Raw genomic sequence first — 16,393 nt, 5'->3', positions numbered from 1 at the left:
ATAGCTGAACAACATCTGTTGGTGGGTGTCGGTTCCGCGCATGTTTTCCTCAATGTTTATGAGTTATCCTAACTGGTTACAGAATACATTGAGCGGATTAAAAAGTCTCGATATTTGATGAGTTTTTCAACAGCCTGCTAGGGAAAGAGGATGACGGCAGACCGCCGGCAATCAACCAGGGGGTGCGATGGTGAGCAGACTTTCCTTTGCGGACATTTCCTTGACCCGGACAGGCACGGGGCAAGATCCCAGACCCACGGAACGCGAGTGCATTTCCCTGCTCGGTCTTGATCCCCTTCGCCCGGCCAGCCTGCCTTTTTTCGGCTCCGACGCCACCGCCGGCTGCGAAAACGAGCTGCAGGTGGCGGTATCCGGCAGCCGCGAGGCGGCGGATCTGCCCCGGGCCATTGAGCAATCGAGCTACTACGCCAACATCATCAAACGGGCCCACCGCGGCGAAACCTCGCCCCGGGCCCACCGGGATCTGGAGCGCTACCTCAGCGATAACGTGGAGCAGGTTTGGGAAAACAGTTGGGTGCGCTTCCCTCTCTCTCGCCTGCACCAGAACGCCATACTTACCCTGGCCGCAGACCTCAAGGCCGACAAACAGGACCCCACCCGGGGCGAACGCACTGATACCGCCCGCTTCTTTGTGGAGGAGGGAGGAGAGAAACACCTGCGAATCCCCATCAGCTATCTGCTCAAGCTGGCCCTGGCCGATGTCATAGGCCAAGGCGGGAGCCAGGAAACAGTGCGCAGAACCGGGAGCCGGTTGCTCACCCATCTGCTGAGCGACAATACTTCGCCGGAGACCTTTTCCTTCCATGTCACCACCATGACCCCCAACACCGGCTATGGCCGTGCCCTGGCCAGGGAGACGGCCAAACGCTTTCTCTTCACCCAATTGCTGATCATGTATGCCAATGAAAAGTTCGAACTGGCCCACCGGGGGCAGAAAACTATGCTCTTCTTCTCCCCCCATCCGCCCATGCGGCAGCGGGCTTTGAACGAATGCATTTCCGACGCCTTCTACCGCAAGCTCTTCATGAGCCCCTGCCTCTCGGGCTGGGACGAAGGCGAGGCCAAGCACCAGTACATGATCCTCTGCCACCAGGTCTTGAGCCGCAGCCACCTGAACGCGGTGATGAAGATGCGCGAGGCCGGCATCATCACCACCAACCTGGTGATGATGCCCCACACCTCCAACATCAGCCTGGCCAACAACGGCACCCACGTCAGCATGGGCAGCCGCAAGATGAGCCGGATGCTGGGCGATCCGGCCTCCGGCTTCACCCCCCGCCACGAGAAATGCATGGGCGATCTGGTGGCCAAGGTCATGGAGCATTTCCTCCCCCTTTTTGTCACCACCTACAGCGCCGCGCCCTACCGGTTGGCCTTCGAGGATTTTCACCCGGAGCAGGCCCTGGGCTTTCTCCCCCACCAGCTGGACTACACCCACCTGCGCATGCTCTGGCGGCGCTGGCGAAAAAAGGCGAAGAACAAGTTCTGCGGCCAGGCGCTCACCCCGTTCGGGCCCCCGTTTATCGATCACCTCGTCGGGAGCGCTTGCCGCTGCAAAGGGGATTTCATTCCGGATTTCCGGCTTATCGATTACCCGGTGGCCCTGCTTTCCACGGAGCGGAGCGCCAGCCAGGATGGGAGGCTGCACAACGACCGCCGCCTCAAGGAAGACCTGGACATGATGGGCATCTTCGACAAACGGATGTCGGTCTACCTGCCGTACAAGCTGCGGGAATTCGAGGTCATGGGCTTTTCCGGCTTCGAGGCGCGCTACTATTCGCAATTTGAACAGTTCGCCGGCGACCTGGGCCGGGCCACCGACCTGCAGATGCTGCTCAACGCCCTGGCCTTCAAGCTCATAGCCGCGGGCAGTTGCAGCCATCAGCACATCCCCGACACCCCCTTTGTGGAAAGCGAGCGCCGCCAGATCCTGTTCGGCACGGCCATCGGCATTCCCACCTTTTTCGTGCACAAGGATACGCCCAACCGTTTCCTGCGGACCATCCTGAAAAAAACCAAGAACACCCGGACCAGCCGCCGCTACCCCGGCTATCTGCGGGTGCTGCATCAGGAGTACCGCCTTGCCCTGCTTGCGGTGATCCGCGAAGAGGCGGCCGAGCTGGTGGAAGGGTTCGGCTTTGGTGATCTGCTGGGTGATCTGGAGCTGCGGTTGCGGGAGCCTGCCAAGCATGGGGCCGCAGGCCGCTTGACCGCCGGGATTCTCGCCAAGGGAGGCGCCGATTCGCCCTACGACATGTCGGCCAGGGAGTTCAACCTGGCGGCGGAGCGCTATTACCGCGAGGAGCTGCGGCAGGAGCAGATCAGCGAAGGATGGCAGTACGTGGCCGAGGACATAGAGGCCATGGCCGGCGGCGAAATCCCGCTTTCCCTGGAGATGCGCGATGAAGTGACCGCCATCCTCGGCACCCAGGAGGTCGACGGTTTCCTCCGCCAAACCCGGGATGAGCTGCTGGGCGATGCTCTCGCCCCCACGAACGCGGCGCGGCTGCTGCAGCTTATGGTCATTGCCGAGGATTTGGACACTAAGCGGCAGAAACACTCGCTTTAGCCATAATGGCTGGCGCATCGATTAATACGTAACGCTTCACCTCCGTTCGGCCTGAGCTTGTCGAAGGCCTGTAGTACCAAGGAAATCGCGGTTCGACAAGCTCACCACGAACGGGCATTCGTATTGTCGAATACGCACCATCAGGAGAGCAGCCATGCATCAGTATATCGAACGGTTGAGCAATACGGTGATGACCGAGGAACTCTTCGGCGACCGGATCGTGCGCTTTCTCTACTCCCGGGCTCGGGAGAAGGCCCCCTTTCTTTTTCGTCTGGCAACCTCGGCCCGCATGTCGAGCCTGTTGGGCCTGTATCATTTCGATCTGGCCCTGGGGCCGCGACTGAGGGGCAACTCCCGCTTTCTGGCGCGCTGCGGCGTCGATCTTGACGAATGCGTGGCCCCACGCGCACACTTCACCACCCCCCGCAAGATCTTCGAACGGCAGATCCGCTATTGGGAATGCCGCCCCATGCCGCAGTCGGATACGGCCGTGGTCTCACCCGCCGACGCCCGGATGGCCCTGGGCGGTTTGGCCCCCGATTCCCCGCTCTTTCTCAAGGACAAGTTCTTCAACTATCAGGAGCTGCTGGGCGCTGAGCGGCATCACTGGCTGGACACCTTCAACCACGGCGACTACGCCGTCTTTCGGCTGACCCCGGACAAATACCACTACAACCATACCCCGGTCTCCGGCCGTGTGGTGGATCACTACTCCCTGGGCGGCGTGTACCATTCCTGCAATCCCGGCGCGGTGGTGGAGGTGGTCACCCCGTATTCCAAGAACAAACGGGTGGTCACTATCATCGACACCGACGTGGCGGGCGGCACCGGGGTGGGCCATGTGGCCATGGTGGAGGTGGTGGCCATGATGATCGGCGACATCGTGCAATGTTACAGCGACACGGGCTATGACCACCCGCTGCGGATCCGCCCCGGCATGTTCCTGCGCAAGGGGCAGCCCAAAAGCCTCTACCGGCCGGGAAGCAGCACCGACATCCTGTTTTTTGAAAAGGACCGGATCCGTTTTGCCGGGGATCTCCTGGAAAAAGGAAGAAGAACCGACGTGCACAGCCGTTTCAGCCTCGGTTTCGGCCGCCCCCTGGTGGAGGTCGAGGTCCAGGCGCGCTCCCTCATCGCCATGGCGAAAAATCAGGAGCCCATTGGCTCCCCCTCCCTTGACGGGAGGGGGCTGGGGGGTGGGTGAAGTTACCAAAGGCATCAGAGCCGGCACCTTCCCCCTCACCCTATCCCTCTCCCGCAGGGGGGAGAGGGGATTTTCTTGGCCTCTGCAATTTTCTAATCGAACAGAACTGAAACAAACTCCAACACAGGAGCAACGAGATGAGCAACTCCCTTTTCACCCTGATCCTGGGCCTGACACTGCTTCCCCTGCTGCTGTGGGCCTACACCGTGTTGCCCCGGGAAAAATGGCAGATCATCGCCGCGATCCCGACCCAAAAGGGTGGTGCGGACGGCTGCTGGCACGGCACCAACCTCACCTATTACGGGGCGCTGCTGGCCAGCGGCTCCCTTTTCGGGGCGATATCCTTCTTTCTGTTCCTGGGCGCCCTGGGGGTGCCCAAGTGGGGGATCATCGGGATGGTTCTCGGGGTGATGGGCTGCTCGGTGGCCGCGGCCAAGCTGCTCGCCATGGCGGTGGAGAAAAAACAAAACACCTTCACCGTGGGCGGCGCGGCCATCATCGGCTTGCTGAGCATGCCGCCTGCGGTGGCTGCCTATAACGGACTTGCCTGGCGGTGGAATGCGCCCCAGGTCTCCCTCATCCCGGTAATGGCGGCCCTGGCGGTGGCCTATCTGCTGGGCGAGGGGATCGGCAGACTCGCCTGCCTCAGCTTCGGCTGCTGCTACGGCAAGCCCTTGTCCGCGCTGGGTCCGAAGACGCGCCGGTTCTTCGCCCCATTCGCCGCCACCTTCCACGGCTCCACCAAGAAGATCGCCTATGCCTCCGGCCTGGCCGGAGTCGGGGTGGTGCCGATCCAGGCCATCACCTCATTGCTGTCGGTGACCATCGGCCTGGTCGCCATGTATCTCTTTCTGGAGGGATACTTCCGCGGTGCCTTCCTGCTCGCCGCCCTCTTCGCCCTTGGCTGGCGCGTCCTGTCTGAGTATTTCCGCGCCGACTACCGGGGGGAGGGGAAATTTTCCGCCTACCAGCAAATGGCCCTGTGGGGCATGGGCTACTGCACGCTGCTGGCCCTGTATGGCAACAGCGGCGCAGGCAGCCGGACCGATCTAAGCGCCGGGCTCGCCTCGCTCTGGAACCCGGCCCCCCTGCTCTTTTTTCAGGCCCTCTGGCTGCTGCTCTTCATCTATACGGGAGTCAGTTCGGTGACCGGCGCCACGCTCACCTTCCATGTGCGCCAGGAAAAAATCTGACCGGGAAGGAACGACTGCCCTTCGACAGGCTCAGGGCGAACGGACATTGTCTTAATGCATTGACATCCGGTTATCGTTAATACCGTTCGTGCTGAGCCTGTCGAAGCACCGTTTGAAGAAATTCCCAAGTTGTGGTTACGAGCCCATCAACCTGTACCCTCCCAGCCACTCCATGGTGGCCGAAACCACATCCTTCACCGAATAGGGCTTGGCGAAATAGGCATTGGCGCCCAGCCCCATGCCCTTTTCAATATCCTCCGGAGTACCGAGGGCGGAGAGCATGACCACCGGGGTTCCGGCCAGATCGCGGTCCGGGTGAGAGCGGATCAACCGGCAGACCTCGCGCCCGTCAAGGCGGGGCAGCATGAGATCGAGGAGAACCAGGGCGGGCCGCAGCTCTTCCACCAGGGCAAAGGCTGTCAGACCGTCATGGGCCACGGCCACGGGCACCCTGTTTTTCCGCAACGAATAGCAGAGCAGGTGGGCGATATCCTCGTCGTCCTCGACCACCAGCACCATGCCGGGTTCCTGCTGGATCATGCCTTCGCCCCGTTGCATTGTCTGCATTATCTGCATTGCCTGCGACCTCCTCTCTGGTTTTTTCCCGCTCAAACGGCTTTCGCGTCTTCCAGCACCATCTCCGTGCGGACTTCCTCCCGCCGGTTGCGGACAATGGACGAGCCCTTCTCCTGCTTGGCCGCCCGCTTGACCCCGGAGGCAAGAAAGGCCAGCTCCGCGTATGAATTCACCGGGCATTCCTCGGTGCTGACGATGCCGATGGAAAGCGACAGCAAGGCAAACCTGCGCTGTTCCCCCTGCCGGTCCCGGGCATAATAATGCCCTTGGCGAAACTCCTGCTCGCCATGGAATTCCGGCAACAAACCCATCAAGCCATCGATGATCTCCCGGCAAATCTGCTGCGAAGCATGAGGCCGGGTGATGACGATGAAATCATCCCCGCCGATATGCCCGACAAAACGGAAACGGTCGTTGACTCCGGGCTGGACAATATCGACGATGAGCTGGCCGATCCGCTGGATGACCATGTCTCCCTTTTCAAAGCCGTAATAATCGTTGTAGGGCTTGAAGTCGTCGATATCGATGTAGCAAACGTCGAAATTGACCTTGCGCTGGAGAAAGGTGGCCACGGTGCGCTGGATGAATTCGTTGCCCGGCAGACCGGACAGGGGGTTCGCCCCCTTGGCCAGTTGGATGCTTTTCCGGGTGATGGCTTCAAGCAGGGCGTTGATGGCCACGGTGCCGAGATATTTACCGTTTCGAGCCACGCAGATGTCGTCATACAGATGCCTGCCGCGGCGGGCCTTGATCCGCCGGACCACCTCCTCCATGGGTGTGGCCGCCTCAACCAGCAAAAAATCGTCCCCCAGCACATCCTTGACCGCCCGGTGGGCGGAGAGGGCAAAGCCATAACCGTGTGGGCCGACCATCTGTTTTTCCAGAAAATGCATGCGGTTCAGCATGCCCAGCACCCGCTGTTCATCCACCACCGGAATGCCCTGCAGCTTGACATCCTCCATGAACCGCTGGTGGGCGGTCATGAGGGAGTGTTGCGGAGAAAGCGGCTCGATGTACTTGACCGTGGCGCCGATGGTGCAGGCCTCGCCCGGCGCTTCCGGGCAGTACGAAACATCATCCCGGACAACCAGCGGGGCAAGCTGCTGCCGGGAAAGATCCGGGCCGGGCCGTTCCAGCAGAAAGCCCTGGAGCAGATCGATATCGAACCGGGCAATGGCCTCCAACTCTTCCGGCCGCTCAATCCCCTCGGCGATCACGGTGATGCCGAGCTTGTGGCACACGGTGGCAATGGCGTCCACCAGATTATGCTTGAAGGAATCCCGGTCGATATTGGTGATGAAATGCCGGTCCACCTTGAGAAAATCAGGCTCGATGACCGAAAGCATCTTCAGCCCGCCGTAGCCCACGCCAAAGTCATCGATGGCGATCTTGTATCCCCGTCTCCGGTAGTACTCCACCGATTTCTTAAAAACATCATAATTGCGGATCGCCTCCTGCTCGGTGATCTCCAGGATGATCCGTTCCTTGGGTATGCCGCACTCATCGGCCAAGCGGTCGGTGGCGCCGCCTCGGTGATCGGGATGCATGAGGGTGGCCGGGCAGATATTCACATAGAGGTAGGCGTTTCGCTCGGAAAAACCAAGCTCCCCGGCCCGGCAGAAGGCATTTTCCCGGCACAGCATATCCAGGGTCGAGATGATCCCCTCGGTCTGAGCTCGTTGAAAAAGCTCCCCGATATCAAAGGGGAGGATTCCGGTCTGCCGCAGTCTGGCCAGGGCCTCGTACCCGAAAATCTCTCCGGTGCGCCGGGAGAAAACAGGCTGAAACCAGGCAGTGAGCCCATTGTTATCAAGAAGATCCAGAATCTCTGCCCGCGATATCCTGCCGGGCTGAAACCCTCTGCGCCCTCTCTCTTTTTCCAGCATGTATACCTCCGCTGTCTGGCTCATGCGGCCACCAGCCTGGGGACGAACTCAGCGGATTCTTCCTCCGCCCAGCCCGCTTCCTCCACCGCTTCCTCGTTGCCGTTGATCAGGGTAATCAGCGCCCCTGAGATGCGGCGCAGCTCCACGGCCTGCGTTCGCAGTTCCGCCGCGGTTCTCGCCGCCTCTTCCGCCTCGGACGAGGCAGCCAGGCTCACCGTGTCGATTTCGCCCATGGCCGCGCTCACCTGCCGGATGCCGATAACCTGTTCGTCACTGGCCTGGGCGATGTTCTGCACCTCTTCGTTCACCTTGGCAATACCTTGGTGGATATCGACAAACGCCCTGTCCAGGGTTTCACAGAGCACACTGCCCTGTTTCACCTTCTCGATATTGTTCTGGATGATGTCGCCGGTCTCCTTGGCGGAGGAGGCGACATTATGGGCCAGCCTGCGGATTTCATCGGCAACCACGCCGAATCCGGCCCCGGCCTCGCCGGCCCTGGCCGCCTCAACCGCGGCGTTGAGCGCCAGCAGATTGGTCTGAAAGGCAATGTCGTTGATGTTCTTGATGATCTTCATTACCTCGGAGGACTGGCCCTCGATCTCCTGCATGGCCTGGAGCATCATCGCCATCTGCTCTCCGCCCTCCCGCACCACCTGCTGCATCTCCTGGGAAAGGGAGCTGGCCTGCCGGGCGCTCTCATTGTTGGCATGGGTCTGCCCGAGGAGCTGCTCGATGGAGGCTCCGGTCTCTTCCACCCCGGCGGCCTGACGCCCCGCCCCTTCCGCCAGGCTCAGGCTTGAGGCGGACAACTGGGTTGACTCCTCATAGACCTGCTCCACCACGCCCTGTAAGCGTTCCTTTATCTGCATGATGGGCTGGATCACCTTGCGGCCGAGATAGAAAATAATGAAGAGGAAGACGCCGAAAACACCGAGCCCGGACCCGGCAAGGGCGAGACGAGAAAGGGTTTTCGCCTTCCGGGACAAGGCATCGTGATCGGTTCCCACCGCGGCGATGGCCTCGCCGGTGCGCACCCCTGTCTGTTTGGCAATCTGCTCCGCCAGGGCGCGGGTCATGGCGATGGCTTCGGTTCCCTTGTCGCCGGTGTACTGATCAGCGGCCCGGATTCCTTCGGAATAGCTGTCGTGGAACTCCATCATGCCCCGGGCGGTTCCCATCTGCCGCTTGAAACCGTCATACTCCGCCCCGATCTTCCGCAACTGTTCGAGGCTTGCCGCATCATCGGCAAAAGCGCGCTGGGCCGCGCCCAGCATGGCGGTGATCCGGGTGTCGCCCTTGGCCAGCTCCTGCTCATATTTCTGCCGCATGTCCTGAAACTGGCCGCGGACCAGGAAATTCTTCCACTGCAGCATCTGTCCCAGCAGGGATGTCTGCAGTTCCCGGACCAGGAGCACATTGTCGATGCCATCCTCCCCGGAAATCTTGATGCCCTCGTTTGCCCGGCTCGCCCCGGAGATGAGCCGCTCCTGGGTGTTTACCGAGATGGTGTACAGCACCCCCATTCCTGCTCCCGCAGCCAACATGATAAAGACGAAAAAAAATCCAAGCTTGTTTTTCAAGTTCCACCGCACGACACATCCCCCCTGTATTAATGAATCGGTTACGCGTTTTTCCCCTGGTTCGCCGGCATGGCCACGATTCCGGAGCCGACAACGCCCTCCGGCGCCACGCACCCTATCTCGAAGGAGAAGAGATAGGCTGGGCACACGGTATGCCTGCCGCTTTGGCAATAGCTTTCCAGCTCGCGCAGACTGGGAACGTAGGGGGTGTTTTTGGCGGAACAACTGGCAACGGACCAGATTTGCGGGCTGTGACTGTAACGAAGAAGATGTTTGCAGGACATGGCGATAGCCTCCATATGCGGTTGTGGTGATTGTGTTTCCTTTGCGAGCACAATACCGCCCGTCTGTTAGGGAATGATTACGGAGAGGTTATTTTCTTCTTCAAAAAAAACACCCCCCTACCGATGCTCTGGCAGGGAGGTGCAAGGAGTGAGATGTGCCGCACACTATACTGCGGAATTGTTCGCTTTCCGTTACCTCTCCATTATTTTCAGAATAAGGCCGCCCAGCCTCCGGGAGGAGAGGCAAGGCGGCTTACACCGCTTCCGGGGAGGCGCTGGAATTAGAACTTATAGCTTACGTCGAACTGATAGATATCCACCTGATCTTCATTGGCGGACGCATAATCCTCGTCGCGCTCAAAGCTGAGCCAGGTAACATCGGCGGACCAGTTCTTGGTGATTGCGTAGCCTGCCTGCACCCGATGCCCTTTTTTGTTGGTTTTGGAGAGCCCGTCGCCAAAATCGGAGTCGGAGAGGTAGCCGAAGAGGGAGTCTGCCTCAACCACCGAGTAGGCATAACCAAGCTTGAAGGCGCCGTATTTGGCGTCGGCCCCGAACACCCAGCCCATGTCGGCATCTTCAGGTTTCTGGGTAAAGCTGCTGCCGGCCTGGCTCTGGCCGATGTTGCCGTCGGCTCCGAAGTTCTGCCAGATCTGGCCGTAGAACTTGAGCTTGACCGGACCGGCCGGAAAAGAGACATCGCCGTACAGGTCGCCGATGTTGAGTTCATACTTGTTCTCGTCAACCGCGTTCAACGAAAAGGCGGCAGTGCCCTCGTTGATCAGGGACTTGCTGTAAGTGTGGTAGCCCGCGGCCAGGGTGTACTTGGCCTCGCCCGCCTTGCCGTTGTAACCGGCCTGCCCGGCCACCAAGGTGGCGGTATTGTCGTCGTTCACCAGCTTGGCGCTGTAACCGCCCAAGGTGGCGAACACCCCTTCCTTGGCGCCGTAATGACCGGTCAGACCGGCCAGACGCACGTCGCCGTCCCAGAATACCCAGGAACTCTTGTAGGGGTTCTCGTGCTGGCCCAGGGTAAAGGAAAAATCGTTCCACATGTGCTTGGCATAGGCGTAATCAAGACGGATGTCCCCGGTTTCAAAGGGCTTGTCCTCGCTCCAGGTGTCGTTGGTGCTGGTGGGGTCGTCGCTGCCCGTGGCAAGCCCGGCGCCGACCTGCCAGTTTTCCTCCTTGTTGTCCCAGATGCCGCCGAGCCGGAAACGGGTCCGCCAGCGGTCGCGGGATACATCGGTGGAAGCGCTGGTGTCTTTGTAATCACGGTCGCGAATCTCATAGCGCGCCCGCAGGTCGCCCTTGAGCGTGAGCTGATCGATAAACTTGTTGGCCAAGGCCACCTTGCTGGAGCCGTTTTTCTTGACCTCTTCCTCGACCTTGGCCGAAACCTTTTTGTCCACCATGGCCCCGAGGGCATCGATGTGCTCCTGCTGGGCGGCGACCTTGTTGCGCAGATACTCAAGTTCCTTCAAGATCTGCTCGTCGCTCATCCCTGCGCCCGCCAGGGCGGCCGCGGGCAGGGTCAGGCAAATGCTCAGTGCTGCTGCCGCCGATAATACCTTTTTCATCTGTTTCTCCTTTCTCCGTAAAATTTATAAAGATTTCTCCCCGGCACAAGCAAACAGCGGGAAGCAAAAGCCCGACCAAGGGCAACGGCCAAAATGTTACGGAGAAGATACCGGGCCCATGTTAGCGCACGGTCATCCTTTGATTAAAAGGAGGTTAAAAAAGGATTAGCACAGCGAAGATGAGTTTTCGGTTTTGCGAAGATTCATCTTCTGTTCATCTCCTAACGAAACCTTAATAAAATTCTAACAATCAGGGAGCATAGTGGGGGCCAGATAAACCGACCAAGTCACACCTGGGCAGAGGCTATTCCCCTAACCACACTTTTAAGGAGAAACACCATGACGATGCACAAAGGTTTTTTGAACAGTGTCACAAAAGCTGCGCTGGCAGGCTGCCTGATCGCCGTCACCGCCACCACCGCTTTTGCCGGCAATATCAGCGTGGACCAGAAAATCCCCACCTATAAAAAGGTAAGCGGCGTATCCGGCAACCTCGACAGCATCGGCTCCGACACCCTGAACAACCTGATGACCTACTGGGCTGAAGGCTTCCGCAAGGAGTACCCCAATGTCCGCATCCAGATCGAGGGCAAGGGCTCCAGCACCGCCCCGCCCGCCCTCCTGTCCGGCACCGCCCAGCTCGGCCCCATGTCCCGGTCGATGAAATCCGAGGAGGTCGACGCCTTCACCAAGAAATACGGCTACGCCCCGACCAGAATCGATGTTGCCCTGGATTCCCTGGCCGTGTACGTCAACAAGGACAACCCCATCAAGGAGCTGAGCCTGCAAGAGGTTGACGCGATCTTCTCCAAAACCCGCAAGGGCGGGTTGGGTCAGGAAATCACCACCTGGGGCCAGGTGGGCCTTACCGGCCCCTGGCAGCAATCCCCCATGAGCATCTATGGCCGTAATTCCGCCTCCGGCACCTATGGCTACTTCAAGGAACACGCCCTGTTCAAGGGTGACTACAAGGATACCGTCAAGGAACAGCCCGGCTCCGCTTCGGTGGTAATGGGCATCACCGAGGACAAAAACGGCATCGGCTACTCCGGCATCGGCTACAAGACCTCCGGGGTCAAGGCCATCGCCCTGAGCAACAAGAAAGGGGAAAAAGCACAGGAAGCCACTTTTGAAAACGTGCTGAGCGGCAGCTACCCGCTCTCCAGAACCCTGTACATCTATGTGGCCAAAGAGCCGAACAAGCCCCTGCCCGCCGTTACCACCGAATTCCTTAAATACATCCTCTCCAAGGCCGGTCAGGAGATCGTCATAAAAGACGGCTTCCTGCCTCTGCCCGCCAAGGTGGTGGAAAAAGAGCTGGCCAAACTGAAGTAACCCTCCCCGGCTCAAGCCGGACACAAGTTCACCTCCCGGCCCCCGGGAAGGCAGAAGCCCCAGGGCATGCCTTCCCGGGGGCTTCTTCAGTAGAAGCCGTTCGCAGCAGAAGGATTCAGAACAGCAAGGAACCCCATGCAGAAACTCGACAAACAATTCATCAAAAAGGTCCGCAGGCAGGACCGGTTCGCCACCCGCGCCATCACCGTGGGCGGTCTGCTGGTCATCGCCAGCGTCATCGCCATCCTGGTGCTGATCGTCCGGGTGACCCTGCCGCTGTTTCAGTCGGCCGACGCCGAGATCAGCCACCGGTTTGCCGTGAAATCCGGAACAGCCCCTGTCCTTGCCGTGGGCATGGACGATACCCAGGAGGTTGGTTTTACCCTGGACACCACCGGGCTTTTCTCCTTCTACGATCTCGCCTCGGGCAAGCCCTTTTTCAATGCCCCGGCCTCCACCCGAAAGGCCAAGGTGCAATCCGTCGAGAGCAACAAGAACAACGTCTTTGCCCTGCTGTGGGAAGACAACAGCGTCACCGTTTCCCAGGTGGATTTCCGGCTCCTTTATGACGAGTCCGGCCAACGGACCGTGCAGCCTGAGATCAGCCAACTGGGCGAATACCCTGCCCGTCGCTATCCCGCCCCGGTCAAGAGCATGATGGTTCGCGCTCATGAAGACCGGCTGACCCAGGTGGCGCTGCTGGCAAACAACCGGTTCCAGATAGACCATGAGGTCGTCACCACCAATATTTTGGGCGATGAAAAAAAAGAGGCATTTTCTTTTCTGCTCAACGAAGAGCTGCCGGGCACAATCACCATTTTCACCCTGGATGAGCAAGGCAACACCCTGTTTGCCGGCACCGATACCGGCAGCCTGCTACGCTGGGACCTGGGAGAAAACGAGAGTGCCGAGCGCACCGACAACGTGGTGGCCGTAACCGGAAATAAACCTGTCACCGCCCTGGCCATGGTGTTCGGCGACATCTCCGTGGCCGTGGGCGACGCCGATGGCGGTCTTGCCACCTGGAGCCAGATCTGGACCGGGGAAGGAGACAACCGGGTGCGGCGGCTCCGCAAAACCCACACCCTGACCAGTCACCAGGCCCCGGTGGAGAGCATCATCCCCTCCCGCCGCTCCAAATCCCTGGTCAGCTTAGGGGCAGACGGCAAGACCCATTTCGATCATATGACCAGCGAAAAACATCTGCTGGATATTGACCCCGCCCTGACCATGGCAGGCATCTCCGGCCAGGGCAACGGCCTGATCGGCCTTGATTCGCGCAACACCCTTACCGTCTGGAGGGTCGATGCCCCCCACCCGGAGGTCAGCCTGAAAACCCTGTTCGGCAAGGTCTGGTACGAAAGCTACGACAAGCCGGAGTATGTCTGGCAATCCTCCTCCGCCTCCGATGATTTCGAGCCGAAATTCAGCCTGATCCCGCTGCTCTTCGGCACCATCAAGGGCACCCTCTACGCCATGATCTTTGCCGTGCCGCTGGCCATCTTCGGCGCGGTCTACACCAGCCAGTTCAGCACCGCCGCCTTTAAAAAGACGGTCAAGCCGGTGGTGGAGATCATGGCCTCGATCCCCTCGGTGGTCATCGGCTTTCTCATCGCCCTCTGGCTGGCGCCCATCGTAGAAAAGGCCATCCTCGCCGTGATCCTGGGGGTGCTGCTCCTGCCGCTCATCTTCGTGACGATCATGGCTGTCCTCAAGCCCTTCTACAAAACGCCCACCCTGCAAAATTTCTGCAACGGCCATGAATTTCTGCTGCTGGTGCCGGTCATCCTCCTGACTGCGGCCTTGGCCGTGGGGATCGCGCCCACTGTTGAGCAGGTGCTCTTTGGAGGCGACTTCAAGCAATGGCTCTACAACGACCTGGGGTTGCGCTATGACCAGCGCAACTGCATCATCATCGCCTTTGGCCTTGGCATCGCGGTGATCCCCATCATCTTTTCCATCACCGAGGACGCCATCTCCAACATCCCGCCCAGCCTGACCGCCGCCTCCCTGGCCTTGGGCGCCAGCCGCTGGCAGACGATCTGGCGGGTGGTGCTGCCCTCGGCCAGCCCCGGCATCTTTGCCGCGATCATGATCGGCTTTGGCCGGGCGGTGGGGGAAACCATGATCGTGCTCATGGCTACCGGCAACACCCCCATCCTCGACTGGTCCATCTTCAACGGCATGCGGACCCTGTCCGCCAACATCGCCGTGGAGATTCCTGAAGCGCCGCTGGGCGGCACCCTGTACCGGGTGCTCTTCCTCTGCGCCTCCATGCTCTTCGCCCTGACCTTTGTGGTGAACACCGGAGCGGAGCTGGTCCGCGAGCGATTGCGGAAGAAATATGGGCGGTATTAAAGAGGATGGAGGCGCAACAGCAGCCCTTCGACAGGCTCAGGGTGAACGGACATTATCTTAATGCATTGATATTCCGTTCGTGCTGAGCCTGTCGAAGCACCTGCTCGAAGCAAGTTCTTTCGTAGATTTCGTGGCAACGTCCTATAAGTTCGGAGAAAACACCATGACCAAAAAATTCTGGCGGCAGGGAGAGCCATTCGTCTGGGCCACGGGCCTGGCCCTTTCCCTGATCCTCTTTCTGACCCTGCTTCTCTTCTATGTCGTGCTGGCCAATGGCCTCGCGGTATTCTGGCCGAAAAAGGTCGCCCTGGCGACCCTGCAGGATGGCCGGTCCCTGCTTGGAGAGATTGTCCAGGAAGAAACCATCCCCCATACGGAAAAGAAGCGGCTCCAATTCAAGATCGGCAACCGGGATCTCTACGGACTTGACTTCAAATGGGTGGATGCCTCGGAGATCACCACTCTCACCTACCCGAAAGATGTCCATGTGCTTGAGCGCCAGGAATACGGCAATTTCTACGGATATTTAAGCGAATTCGAGGTCAAGGGAATCTCCCCGCCCGTCTCCGGGTCCAACAGTCTGGCCCAGACCATTGCCGCCCTCGAAGACCGGAAAGTTGAGGTGCATCTTTTGGGCAAAAAGATCGCCAACCTCAACCGGCGGGTGGAGCTGATCGACCATCACCTGGCCAAGGCCCGCTACAACAAGGAGGAGAACACCCCGGCCATCGCCGCCATGCAAGGAGAAAAGCAGGGGCTCAAAACCGAGTTCGAGGCGCTGGTCTCCATCCTCGGGGAAAAATCCGCGGCCCTGGCCACCAACCAGGCGATCTTCACCGATGCCAATGGCCAGCCCAAGGCCATTGCCCTGCCCAACATCGTCCGCGCCTACCAGCCAAACTCCATGTCCTTTTTCGCCAAGTGCGCCTATTACCTGGAGCGGCTGCGGGAATTGTTCTTTGACGAACCTCGGGAATCAAACACCGAGGGCGGCTTGTTCCCGGCCATCTTCGGCACCGTCATGCTGATCTTTCTCATGTCCATCCTCTCCTTCCCGCTGGGGGTGCTGGCAGGCATCTACCTGCGTGAATACGCCAAGGACGGCTGGCTGGTGAAGATGGTCCGCATCGCGGTCAACAACCTGGCCGGCATCCCCTCCATCGTCTACGGCATCTTCGGCCTGGGCTTTTTCGTCTACGGGATCGGCGGGGGCATCGATCAGTTGTTTTTTCCGGAACGGCTGCCCACCCCGACCTTCGGCACCGGCGGCATCCTCTGGACCAGCCTTACCTTGGGGCTGCTCACCGTGCCGGTGGTGATCGTGGCCACGGAAGAGGCGTTGGGCTCGATCCCGCCGGGCATCCGGGAAGGCTCCCAGGCCCTGGCCGCCACCAAGCTCCAGACCCTGACCCGGATTCTGCTGCCCATGGCCTCGCCCGGCATCCTCACCGGCTTCATCCTGGCCATGGCCAGGGCCGCGGGCGAGGTGGCCCCGCTGATGATCACCGGGGTGGTCAAGCTGGCTCCGGCCCTGCCCCTGGACGGGGTCTTCCCCTATCTGCACCTGGACCGGAAATTCATGCATCTGGGGTTTCATATCTACGACATCGGCTTCCAGTCTCCCAATGTGGAGGCGGCCAAGCCCATGGTCTACGTCACCACCCTGCTGCTGATCCTGATCGTGCTCGCCATGACCAGCACGGCCATCTATCTGCGCAACAAGATGCGGCAACGCCATTCCGTGGTTGATGTGTAGGAGCTTACGGATATGGGTGGGCACGATACCAAATTGCCCGGGCCCGTA

The 16,393-nt window shown here is 60.0% G+C and carries 11 protein-coding genes; 6 read left to right on the top strand and 5 right to left on the bottom strand.

Annotated elements, in window-relative coordinates; all coding sequences use genetic code 11:
- Positions 1-187: 187 nt before the first annotated feature.
- The 3 genes from MWR57_RS04615 to MWR57_RS04605 all read left to right on the top strand — a co-directional run bounded on the left by MWR57_RS04615 (position 188) and on the right by MWR57_RS04605 (position 4,987).
- Positions 188-2,590: a hypothetical protein gene (locus MWR57_RS04615; RefSeq protein ID WP_423123615.1), complete on the top strand. Its 2,403-nt coding sequence runs from the start codon at positions 188-190 to the stop codon at positions 2,588-2,590.
- 154 nt (positions 2,591-2,744) lie between these two features.
- A complete protein-coding gene (locus MWR57_RS04610) occupies positions 2,745-3,794 on the top strand; it encodes a phosphatidylserine decarboxylase (protein WP_423123614.1) in 1,050 nt (349 codons plus the stop codon).
- 137 nt (positions 3,795-3,931) lie between these two features.
- Positions 3,932-4,987, top strand: coding sequence for a hypothetical protein (locus tag MWR57_RS04605; RefSeq protein WP_423123613.1), 1,056 nt, complete (start codon positions 3,932-3,934; stop codon positions 4,985-4,987).
- Between the two features lie 135 nt (positions 4,988-5,122).
- Here MWR57_RS04605 and MWR57_RS04600 read toward each other — a convergent pair whose 3' ends face one another.
- The 5 genes from MWR57_RS04600 to MWR57_RS04580 all read right to left on the bottom strand — a co-directional run bounded on the left by MWR57_RS04600 (position 5,123) and on the right by MWR57_RS04580 (position 10,896).
- Complete coding sequence (locus MWR57_RS04600) at positions 5,123-5,563, bottom strand: response regulator transcription factor (RefSeq protein WP_423123612.1); 441 nt, start codon at positions 5,561-5,563, stop codon at positions 5,123-5,125.
- Positions 5,564-5,595: 32 nt separating this feature from the next.
- Positions 5,596-7,473, bottom strand: a complete 1,878-nt coding sequence (locus MWR57_RS04595) for a bifunctional diguanylate cyclase/phosphodiesterase (RefSeq protein WP_423123611.1) — start codon at positions 7,471-7,473, stop codon at positions 5,596-5,598.
- Positions 7,470-8,975 (bottom strand): methyl-accepting chemotaxis protein, encoded by a 1,506-nt coding sequence (locus tag MWR57_RS04590; protein ID WP_423123610.1) that lies wholly within the window; start codon positions 8,973-8,975, stop codon positions 7,470-7,472. The genes MWR57_RS04595 and MWR57_RS04590 overlap by 4 nt, the downstream gene beginning before the upstream one ends.
- 98 nt (positions 8,976-9,073) lie before the next feature.
- Positions 9,074-9,316, bottom strand: a complete 243-nt coding sequence (locus MWR57_RS04585; RefSeq protein WP_423123609.1) for a hypothetical protein — start codon at positions 9,314-9,316, stop codon at positions 9,074-9,076.
- 281 nt (positions 9,317-9,597) lie between these two features.
- Positions 9,598-10,896: a putative porin gene (locus MWR57_RS04580; protein WP_423123608.1), complete on the bottom strand. Its 1,299-nt coding sequence runs from the start codon at positions 10,894-10,896 to the stop codon at positions 9,598-9,600.
- Between the two features lie 345 nt (positions 10,897-11,241).
- Here MWR57_RS04580 and MWR57_RS04575 point away from each other — a divergent pair, with 345 nt between their 5' ends.
- The 3 genes from MWR57_RS04575 (at position 11,242) to pstA (ending at position 16,345) form a co-directional block, all read left to right on the top strand.
- Complete coding sequence (locus tag MWR57_RS04575) at positions 11,242-12,231, top strand: PstS family phosphate ABC transporter substrate-binding protein (protein ID WP_479723945.1); 990 nt, start codon at positions 11,242-11,244, stop codon at positions 12,229-12,231.
- A gap of 135 nt (positions 12,232-12,366) precedes the next feature.
- Positions 12,367-14,589: an ABC transporter permease subunit gene (locus MWR57_RS04570; protein WP_423123606.1), complete on the top strand. Its 2,223-nt coding sequence runs from the start codon at positions 12,367-12,369 to the stop codon at positions 14,587-14,589.
- A gap of 163 nt (positions 14,590-14,752) precedes the next feature.
- Positions 14,753-16,345 (top strand): phosphate ABC transporter permease PstA, encoded by a 1,593-nt coding sequence (gene pstA, locus MWR57_RS04565; protein ID WP_423123605.1) that lies wholly within the window; start codon positions 14,753-14,755, stop codon positions 16,343-16,345.
- The last annotated feature ends 48 nt before the right edge of the window (positions 16,346-16,393 follow it).

The sequence above is a fragment of the Hydrosulfovibrio ferrireducens genome, assembly GCF_046883345.1.
Taxonomy (GTDB): Bacteria; Desulfobacterota; Desulfobulbia; order Desulfobulbales; family Desulfurivibrionaceae; genus Thiovibrio; species Thiovibrio ferrireducens.
The sequence above is the reverse complement of the archived record's forward strand: the minus strand, read 5'-3'. Positions and strand labels throughout refer to the sequence as shown.